Genomic DNA, 9,448 nt, shown 5'->3' on the forward strand with positions numbered 1-9,448 from the left:
TTGTCGTATGAAGGATTTGGCTCGAAAGGTGAGGCTTTTCGGGGGATCGCCGCGATGCACAGCCAAATGCCTTCTGTGCATAAGTATCGGAAGAGATTGGGATTTTTGATACCGCGGCGGTTACGGTGAGGTTTTTCGGGAGCCGTTTCCGTGCCCGCTGCTGTGCCGCATTTTTTCGGCAAGGTGAGCGTTTTCGGGAATTGCTGGCAGCCAGTCCCGCGTCGTGTCGGGCCTTCGTCGGCATCCGGACGAATCAACATGCTGTGCCTGAGGTGAGCATTTTCGGGAACGGACGCGATTCGGGCGCTGTACAATGCGCGCCCGGGCTGGCCAAGCACGCGCTGATCGGGCCGCGCGCGCCGATTTCGACGGCGGTTTTCCACGTGTCGAAGCCGAACCGATCGTCGGGCGAGCCGTGCCTGTACATGCATACAGGCCGATGGATGATACTCGCGGAGGGACAGTGAGGTGCAATCGCGAGCCTGTGTCGAACTCACGGCTGCGAAGTCGCAAAATTACGACAAATTGAAAGGTGAGCCGATACGGGAGCCAATTTCGCACGTGTCGTGCACAGGTGAAATTCTGTGAATCGGCGCATGCCGCGGCACGTCTGGAAGAGTCCCGAACGCCGCACCGGCGGACCGGTGAGCGTTTTCGGGAAGCGGTTCGGGTGAGTGCCGTTTTGCCGGCGCGCTTCACCGGCTATGGTGAGCATGTCGTTCTGGACGCACATCACCGCAGGCGCTATCCTTCCGGAAACTTCTCCTCCGACCTGACGTATGGCCACGACGAAGCGCGCCAAGAAAACCGATGTGGATGTGGTGAGTGCCAGTTCAGCCGAATTGCGAAAGGCCGTCGAGGCGATCGCCATTCAGCCGAAGAGCGGCAAGATCACGCTCCTCACTCGCAAGCTGTTCAATGTCCTGCTGGCCGTCGCGCAGCAGGCCGACGACTCGGGCGACACGTATCGCGCGCTGCTGTCGGACATCGTCGCCAACTCCGCTTTCGATTCGAACGACACCGCGTTGGTGAAGGAACACCTGCGCCGCATGGTGTCGGTGCAGGTCGAATGGAGCACGGGGACCTCGAGCCAGAAACCGGGCCGCAAGTGGGGGATCTCCACGCTGATCGCCGATGCGGAAATTCTCGAGGATCCGAACACCCGCCGCGTGTGGGTCGAATTCTCGTTCGCACCGAAGATCAAGAAGAAACTGCTCGACCCGGTCCAGTATGCGCGCCTGAGCCTGCAGTTCCAGAGCCAGCTGCGCAGCAGCGCCGGTCTCGCGCTGTACGAGATCTGCGTGCGCTACCTGACGAATCCGAGCCACCTGACGATGCGCGAGCCGTGGGAGTGGTGGCGGCCGATCCTGTCGGGCACGCCCGACACGGAAGCCGGCGACGAAGCGAAGCGCGAGTACAAGTACTTCAAGCGCGACTACCTGCGGCCCGCGATCGCGGAAGTCAACGCGGTCACCAACATCTTCGTCGAGCTGATCGAGCACCGCGAAGGACGTCGGGTTGCCGAGATCCAGTTCCGCGTGACCGAGCGCAAGCAACCGATGCTCGCGCTCGACGAACACCCGAACGTGTTCGACAGCACGCTGGTCGACCGGATGGTGAAGCTCGGGATCCCGCTGAAGGAAGCGCAGACGCTCTATGCGGACAGCGAGGAAAACCGGATTCGCGCCGCACTGCAGATGACCGAGCAGCGGATGCGTAGCACGACGCTGCCGCCGGTGCGCAGCGCGCCGGCACTGTTCAAGGATGCGCTGAAGAAGGGGTATGCGCCGCCGGTCGAGTCGGTCGACGCGCTGCCGGCCGGCATGCCGTCCGCGAAGGTCGCGGCTGCGCAGCCGGACGATTTGAAGGCCCGCTTGCTGAGCGAGTTCTCGGCGTTCCGCCGCAAGGAAGCGAAGGTGCTGTACGAAGAGCAGGGCGACGCGGAGCGCGAAGTGGCGCGCGAGTCGTTCGAGTCGGAGGCATTGCCGACGATGGGCTCGCATCTGCGCGACGACTGGCGCAAGCGCGGCCTCGATTCCAAGCTCGCCGAGACGGCCTTTTTCGACTGGCTGGCCCAGAAGACCTGGGGCGAGCCGACGGACGGCGATCTGCTCTCGTTCACGCTGAACCAGTCGCGGGCCGCTTGAGGCCCGCTCAGGCCCGCTGACGGGCCGCCGCCGGTCCCCGGCCCTGGTCGGGCGGGACCGGCGTCGTCACCAGGCCCTGCCGGCCGCTTCCCTCACTCCGACAACAGCATCCGCTCGAGTTGCTCGAGGATGGCGTCACGCTTGTCCTTCGGAAGGCCACGCAGGCGTAGCTCGATGCGGTCTTCGCCATACGACTTCAGGTCGCCGACCGACTTGCCGCCGAGCTTGATCTCGAGACGCTGCGCATAGCGCTGACGGCCCGCGGCCTTCGGCGTCTCCTGTGCCGCGACGCGGCCCTTGACGATGTCCGACACCTGGCGCGTGCTGAGATCGTCCGACACGATCTTGTTGATCAGCCGCAGCGTCGCCTCGGTGCCGCGCGCATTGTGATAGCGGCCGACCTGATACGCCATGTTCGATCCGAAGCGATCGGGGCGCGCGACCATTTCCTGCATGATCGCTTCCGGCAACTTGCCGATCGACAGTGCGACGGCCACCGTCGACTCGTCGAGACCGAGATGCTCGGAGAGTTCTTTCTGGCTCTGGAAATGCTTGTCGTCGAGGAAGCGGCGCCACACGACGGCGTTGTCGAACACCGTCTGCGAATCGCGCTGAACGTTGAGATCGTAACCGAGCTTGTAGCTCTGGATGCCGATCGGCACGTCGATCACGATTGCCTTGACCGACTCCTTGTTCGCTTCCTTCAGCGCCCGCACGCGACGGCCACCGTCGCTGACGAAATACGTGCCCGGGTTGTCGTAATCCGGAATCACGTGGATCGCCTGCTGCTGCCCCTGCTTCGCGAGGTTGACCGCGAGTTCGGCAATCGACGATTTCAGATAGAAGTGCCGCGGGTTGAACGGGCTGTGCTTGATCGCCTTCAGCGGCAGCTCGATCACCTGCCCCGGCGCATAGCGATTCTCGAGACGCCACGCGCGATATTGCTGCGATTCGTCGATCGACGGATCGATCGTAAATTCCGGAGCAGGCGGCGGTGCGATGTCTTTCTTCGCGGATTTGGTCGACGCCGGCGCCGGCGTCTCGGACTTGACGATGCCGTCGATCGCATTGAGCCGATCAAGCGCCGTGCGCTTCTCGCTCGTCGTGATATCCGGGCGCGCTTGGAATCCTTTGGCAAATTGGGAAGGTTTCATGTGACTCCTTTATGCGCATAAAGTCAGGGCAGCATGGCGACGATTTCGTCGGCACATGCGCGGATTTCGGCGGCGGCCAGCTTGCCGCCGCGATCGTTCATCTGCAGTACGGTCTGACCGAGCGCCATGGCCTGCTTGTACGCTTCCCGAGTCGGAATCTGCGTCTTCAGCAGCGGGAAGCCGAGTTCCTCGAGTGCACGCTTGAGCTCGCGGGTCAGCATGCGCTTCTCTTCGGTCTTGTTTAGCAGGAAGACCGCGCGGAGGTCTTCGTTCATCACCTGCGCCTGCTGAATCAGTTTGACCAGCCCGACGCTCGACCAGTAATCGGCCGGCGACGACGATGTCGGGATCACGGCAATCGATGCGGCCAGCAGGACGACGCCGGAGACTTTCTCGGTGATCGATGGCGGGCAGTCCACGACGATGATGTCGTAGTCGTTGATGAATTTCTTGATCTCGCGATGGATCTGGCCGTCGGCTTCGGCGAGGTTGACGACCGGAAACGGGATGCCGTTGTCGCTGTCGCCGGATGCGCTCGACCAGTGAACCAGCGTGTTTTGACGGTCTGCGTCGATGACGAGGACGCGCTTCCCTTTTTCATGGAACGCGGCGCCGAGATGCATGGCAATCGTGCTTTTGCCGACGCCACCTTTTTGTTGAGTGACTGCAATGATTTCCGCGGCCAATTTTCACTCCTGTTTGGGTCGTTGGAATTCTACAGGACGATATTTGAATTTCAACGAAATTGTTATTCGCCAACTACGCATTGGCCATTCGGACTATCGGTTTATGCGCATAAACGCGGTGGCGGAGATGGGGGCGCGTTTGGGCGGAGTGTTGGAGATGCGGGGCTTTGATTCGGCGGATGGGTTGCTCGATGGTTAGGTCCGCACATCTACAGCGTCGGAGGGCTGTTCGTCGTAGAGATGTCTCGGTGCGCTGCCCTTTCGCTGGACGAGCTGCGTCGCCGGCGAGCCGGGAGTTTGTGCGCATAAAGTCTGCGGAGGCCGCGGCGGGCAACTCCGTCGCTTGAGCATCCGGCACTCGCGAGTGAGAGGAGTGCCTTGCGAGCCCGAGTCGAATGCGTGTCCACGGCTGCATCGTCGAGCGGAAAGACGCGCATCGAGGCGGCGCCTGTCGGGCCGCGTTTATGCGCATAAACCGGACGCGACGATCGCCCGTAATGAAGGACCGCAGGCAGCAATCTCGCTTGAGTCAGGCGCGTGATGATGTCGTGGCGGGACAGCCTATCGATCGATACGGCGATTGCCCGGTGTACCGTCTCGCATCGACATGCGTCTACACCCTGAGTCGCGCAGTACCTCGCTCGACGATCTCGGGCCTTATGCGCATAAACCACCCGCCTTGCCTCGCCGCCATGCAATCCTTTCCACGCAGCGCTCACGAAGCATTGGCTCGGCTAACACAGTTTCTGGTCCCGCGAAGCAGGTCGCCCAACTTTATGCGCATAAACACGACCGCCCCTGGAGGTGTCTCCCCGGCCACCAGGCCCGCCTCTCTCCCGATCACAGCGCATCGCTAAACCGAACCGTCTCAGCGACCTCTCGAAAAGAAGGCCACCCAGATCCGGTCGAACCACCCCACCGAGCCCTCGATGCAGACTGGCTACAATACAAGGCTCCACCATCCACGCTTGAATGATGATCACGATCTACCACAACCCCCGATGCTCGAAGTCCCGCGAAACGCTGGCGTTGGTCGAGTCGCTGAATACCACCGGCGCACCGCTGAACGTCGTCGAGTACCTGAAGACGCCGCCGACGGTCGAGGAACTGGAAACGCTGCACCGGCAGCTCGGCCGTCCGGTTCGCGACATGCTGCGCGACGGCGAGGAGCCGTACAAGACGTTGAACCTGGCCCGCGCGGATTTGACCGACGCCGAAGCCTACGCGGCGATCGTCGCTCATCCGATTCTGCTGCAACGCCCCATGGTCGTGTATCGAGGCAAGGCGGCCATCGGTCGCCCGCCTGAGTCGGTGAAGGCGTTGTTCGAATAATTCTTGCCCGGCGTATTTTTCTTATTGCATCAGCGTTGGCCCAGCCCAGCCCGGCAAACGCAACGGCCATCCAGGCCGACGCAATCGCCGGGCAACCTGCTCGCCGCCACCGGAACGATACGTCGACACCGCGCCGGCTAGCCTCCACCGCGCGGCGACCCATCATCATCGTCCGGGCCACGCCCCGCCGCCGCTTTCGCGGCCGTCCGCAACAGTGCGATCTGTCCGCGATACGCGCGGCATCCGCTGCACGCCGGCAAATGCACGCGCACCTGCAGGCGCTCGTGCAGCGTCAGATGCCGGTCGAGCGCATCCGACAGCAGTCGTGTCACGTCAGTACATTTCCCCGGCAGCATCTTCGGTCGTCAGTCCTTTTTCGCTCAGGCAGGTTCGCAGGCGCGTGCGCGCCCGGTACAGCAGCACGCTGCAGTGATTCGTCGTCAGCGTCAACTCGGTGCAGATGTCCGCAATCTCGACGTCGAGGAATTCGCGCATCATGAACACGCGTCCGATCTGCTCCGGCAGATGGTCGAGGCAGACCTGGAACAGCATCCAGAACTGCTGTTGCTGCAACAGCGTTTCGGGCTTCGGCCACGGTCGCGGTTTCGCATGAGCGGCCCAGTGTCCGTTGTCCTTGAACAGTTCGCGATCGAGTACGGATTCGCCGTCGAGCTCCGCATCGAGCGCGGTCAGGCTCACCATCCGCTGCCGTGCGCGCAGCACGTCGATCAGCTTGTTGCGCAGGATCCCGAATACCCAGGTCTTGTGGGCCGACAGCCCCGCGAAATCGCCGGCGTGCGACCAAGCGGCGGCCAGCGCTTCCTGCACGGCGTCTTCGGCCGCGTCGGCATCGCGGAGCTGGAGTCGCGCGAAGCGCAGCAGGTCGCGCCGCAGTTGCGTGAGATAGGCGGGGTCGTCGTGTGCGGACGGCATTTCTGGATGGCAGTGTCTCGAAGCGATCGCGCGTGCGTCACGGAGCGGGCGCGTCGCGGTGCGAGCAGCTTACTGGGCGCGGTGCCGGCCTGCAATGCAATGTTCCGTCACGAATTCGCGAAACCGGCCGGTGCGCTGCGCTATCCTTGCCGAACCGCCGTCTCGCGCGTCGACGCCGACGCGCGGCGGCCAATCTGTAACGTCAGAACATAACGGTCGAGTTATCCACAATTTCTGTGGAAAACCTTGTGGAAAGTCGGCCGGACGGCCCCGTGGGACGGCTCGCGGGCTGGCTTGCCTATAAACAGACCTTTGTCGCCCATTCGGAAGCAATCGATCCGATTCCTCACTCACCGGAAGGAGAATGCCATGTCCTATCGTATTGCGGTCGTCGTCGGCAGCCTGCGTCGCGCTTCGACGAACCGCGCGCTCGCGCATGCCGTGACCTCGCTCGCCCCCGCCGATTTTTCGTTCGAGTTCGTCGAGATCGGCGAGCTGCCGCTGTACAGCCAGGACTACGACGCGGATTTCCCCGACGTCGCCAAACGCTTCAAGCAGTCGATCGAAGCCGCCGACGCGCTGCTGTTCGTCACGCCCGAGTACAACCGGTCGATTCCGGGCGTGCTGAAGAATGCGCTCGACTGGGGTTCGCGCCCATGGGGTTCCAACTCGTGGGCGGGCAAGCCGGGCGCGGTGCTCGGCACGTCGCCGGGCGCAGTGGGTACCGCGCTCGCGCAGCAGCACCTGCGCAACGTGCTCGCGTACCTCGACGTGAAGACGCTCGGTCAGCCCGAGATGTTCATCAAGCACGATCCGGCGCGCATCGACGACCAGGGGCAGATCGTCAGCGAGGACACTCGCAAGTTCCTGCAGGGCTTCGTCGATCGTTATGCGGGCTGGGTTCGCCTGCTGAAATCGGCCTGACGTCCGTCGGCTCGATCGCCGCGACCGTTCCCGCCGTCGCGCCGGTGCCGGCCCGCACGCAGCGGGTCACGCGCCGGTGTGGCGTGCGTCGCGCGCTTCGCGGATGCCCAGCAGGATCTCGTCGAGCAGCGCGATGTCGAACGGCTTCGACAGCACGCGGACGTTGACGGTGCGCGTCCGGTCCAGCTCCTCCGCGTAACCCGTGACGAGAATCACGGGCAGCTTCCCGGGTCGCTTTTCGACCGCTTCGGCCAGGTCGATGCCGTTCAGGCGGCCCGGCATGTGGATGTCGGAAATCACGAGATCGAACGCGTCGTTCGCCGCGGCGCCTTCGATCAGGCGCAACGCGTCGTCGGCGGTGGGCGCATAGGTCACGCGATGACCGAGCAGCGACAGCAGCGCTTCCGTGCCGGCCGCGACTTCGCCGTTGTCCTCGACGAGCAGCACGTGCAAGCCCGCTAGCGCGCCGCCACCCGCATCGTGCGCGCCGGCCGCGGGCCGCGCGACGACATCCTCGGCGCGCGCGCGCGGCAGGTACAGACGCACCGACGTACCCGCGCCGACCGCGCTGTCGATCGTCGCGAGGCCGCCCGAGCGTTCGCAGAACGCGAATACCTGCGGCAGGCCGAGCCCCGTCCCCATCCCCTGCGCCTTCGTCGTGAACAGCGGTTCGAATGCGCGGGCGAGCACGTCGGGCGCCATGCCCGAACCCGTGTCGTCGAGCGAGATCTGCACGAAATCGCCGGTCAGCGGAAAGCCGTCCTCGCGGCGCAGCGTGACGTTGCGCGCGCCGACCGTGAAGCGTCCGCCGGTCGCCATCGCATCGCGCGCGTTGACCGCGAGGTTGATCACCGCGAGCTCGAGCTCCGCGACATCGACGCGGATCGGCCAGACGCCCGGCTCGATCGCGACGACCAGCGACGACTTCGATCCGAGCGACGTCTTCAGCAGTTCGCGGCACGTGCCGACCCATTGCCCGACGTCGATCGTCTCGTTGTGCAGCGGCTGCTTGCGCGCGACGCCGAGCAGCTGGCGCGTGAGCGACTGCCCGTTCTTCAGCGCGCGTTCGATCGCGCCGAGCTCCTTGTCGAGATGCTGCACGCCGCGCCGCCGCGCGATCTGCACGTTGCTCGAGATGATCATCAGCAGATTGTTGAAGTCGTGCGCGACGCTGCCGACGAGATTGCCGAGCGCCTGCATCTTGCGCGACTGCCGGTACGCCGATTCGATCGAGCGCCGCATCGACGCTTCGGCCTGCCAGCGGTCCCACGCTTGCTCTTCCGCCTTCAGCCGCTTGAGCGATAGCCAGATCACCGACCACAGCGCGACCGACGGCGCGAACATCGAGATGAACAGCACGCTCAGGTGTTCGTACCATTCATGCCAGATCGCCGACGTGCGGTACGCGCAGCTCACGTAGACGGGATAGCTGCCGACCTGGCGATACGCGACGATCTCGCTGGCGCCGTCGTGCCGCACGCGCACGACGCCCGCGCGCGGATCGTTGCGCGCATCGCCGAACGTGACCGAGCGATCGGTGTGCGCAAGCGACGGCGGCGGCGGATACGACGCGATCACCGCGCCGTCGGAGCGCGCGAGCGCCATCGTCATCGGCGTGCTCGCGCCGCCGAGCAGGTCGCGGTAGAACGCGTTGAAATACGACGATTTCAGCGCGATCGACACCATGCCGGCGAACGAACCGTCGCTATGGCGTCGCGCGACGCCCGTGTTGAACACGGGAATGTTCTCGAGCTTGAGCGGCCCCATCATCAGCCGCGAGATGTGTTCGATGACCTTGCCGTCGCGGATGCCGGCGAAGTCGTCGCGGTTCACGATCGACGCATACGGCGCCGGATAGTAGAGGCTGTTGGCGAGCAGCATCCCGCTCGCGCCGAAGATCGACACGGCCGCCACCTGCGGATAGCCGCCGCCGATCGTGTTCAGCGCTTCGTGGATGTCGGACTCCTTGCTGCGCACGGTCGCGTCGTCCATGTCCTGTACGAGATCGACGATGCGCGCATCGAGCGTTTCGCTCAGGTCGAACACCTTGAGCGCGTGCTCCTCGGCGACGCGCACCGTGCGCATCGTCACGTCGCTCGCGGCGGCCTCGCGCGCCTTCAGGTCGTTGTACGCCATCACCACCACGTAGATGCACGGCAGCACGATGGCCGCGACGAGCAGCACGATCAGCGTCACGCGGCGCACCGCGAAATCGTGCTCGGGTGCGCCGGACGCGTAGCTGCCGTCGTCCTGCCAGTCGTCGGCGGGAGGG

At 64.3% G+C, this 9,448-nt stretch carries 8 protein-coding genes; 3 read left to right on the forward strand and 5 right to left on the reverse strand.

The window, feature by feature from the left end; translation table 11 throughout:
- The first annotated feature begins 779 nt into the window (after positions 1-779).
- The gene (locus tag C4B30_RS33355) at positions 780-2,147 is read left to right on the forward strand and encodes a replication initiation protein (RefSeq protein ID WP_027781803.1); all 1,368 of its coding nucleotides are present in this window, start codon (positions 780-782) and stop codon (positions 2,145-2,147) included.
- A 92-nt stretch (positions 2,148-2,239) separates the two neighbouring features.
- Here C4B30_RS33355 and C4B30_RS33360 read toward each other — a convergent pair whose 3' ends face one another.
- Positions 2,240-3,301: a ParB/RepB/Spo0J family partition protein gene (locus C4B30_RS33360; protein ID WP_105133582.1), complete on the reverse strand. Its 1,062-nt coding sequence runs from the start codon at positions 3,299-3,301 to the stop codon at positions 2,240-2,242.
- A gap of 23 nt (positions 3,302-3,324) precedes the next feature.
- Positions 3,325-3,987, reverse strand: a complete 663-nt coding sequence (parA, locus tag C4B30_RS33365; RefSeq protein WP_006480195.1) for a ParA family partition ATPase — start codon at positions 3,985-3,987, stop codon at positions 3,325-3,327.
- 975 nt (positions 3,988-4,962) lie between these two features.
- Here parA and arsC point away from each other — a divergent pair.
- A complete protein-coding gene (gene arsC, locus C4B30_RS33375) occupies positions 4,963-5,319 on the forward strand; it encodes an arsenate reductase (glutaredoxin) (protein WP_105133587.1) in 357 nt (118 codons plus the stop codon).
- A gap of 137 nt (positions 5,320-5,456) precedes the next feature.
- Here arsC and C4B30_RS33380 read toward each other — a convergent pair whose 3' ends face one another.
- Both C4B30_RS33380 and C4B30_RS33385 read right to left on the reverse strand, forming a co-directional pair.
- Positions 5,457-5,675: a zf-HC2 domain-containing protein gene (locus C4B30_RS33380; RefSeq protein ID WP_027781800.1), complete on the reverse strand. Its 219-nt coding sequence runs from the start codon at positions 5,673-5,675 to the stop codon at positions 5,457-5,459.
- Positions 5,653-6,252, reverse strand: a complete 600-nt coding sequence (locus C4B30_RS33385) for an RNA polymerase factor sigma-70 (protein ID WP_105133584.1) — start codon at positions 6,250-6,252, stop codon at positions 5,653-5,655. The genes C4B30_RS33380 and C4B30_RS33385 overlap by 23 nt, the downstream gene beginning before the upstream one ends.
- 369 nt (positions 6,253-6,621) lie before the next feature.
- On the opposite strand from C4B30_RS33385, the gene C4B30_RS33390 reads away from it, so the two are divergent.
- Complete coding sequence (locus tag C4B30_RS33390) at positions 6,622-7,176, forward strand: NADPH-dependent FMN reductase (protein WP_027781798.1); 555 nt, start codon at positions 6,622-6,624, stop codon at positions 7,174-7,176.
- A 66-nt stretch (positions 7,177-7,242) separates the two neighbouring features.
- Here the strand turns inward: C4B30_RS33390 and C4B30_RS33395 are convergent.
- A partial coding sequence (locus C4B30_RS33395; protein ID WP_234015485.1) for a hybrid sensor histidine kinase/response regulator occupies positions 7,243-9,448 on the reverse strand: 2,206 nt, incomplete at its 5' end.

The organism is Burkholderia sp. BE12, from assembly GCF_002959955.1.
Classification (GTDB): domain Bacteria; phylum Pseudomonadota; class Gammaproteobacteria; order Burkholderiales; family Burkholderiaceae; genus Burkholderia.

Excerpts from the sequence above, each read along its gene's own strand:
- C4B30_RS33355 (WP_027781803.1), top strand. The coding sequence starts at position 780 with ATGGCCACGACGAAGCGCGCCAAGAAAACCGATGTGGATGTGGTGAGT.
- C4B30_RS33360 (WP_105133582.1), bottom strand. The coding sequence starts at position 3,301 with ATGAAACCTTCCCAATTTGCCAAAGGATTCCAAGCGCGCCCGGATATC.
- arsC (WP_105133587.1), top strand. The coding sequence starts at position 4,963 with ATGATCACGATCTACCACAACCCCCGATGCTCGAAGTCCCGCGAAACG.
- C4B30_RS33380 (WP_027781800.1), bottom strand. The coding sequence starts at position 5,675 with ATGCTGCCGGGGAAATGTACTGACGTGACACGACTGCTGTCGGATGCG.
- C4B30_RS33385 (WP_105133584.1), bottom strand. The coding sequence starts at position 6,252 with ATGCCGTCCGCACACGACGACCCCGCCTATCTCACGCAACTGCGGCGC.
- C4B30_RS33390 (WP_027781798.1), top strand. The coding sequence starts at position 6,622 with ATGTCCTATCGTATTGCGGTCGTCGTCGGCAGCCTGCGTCGCGCTTCG.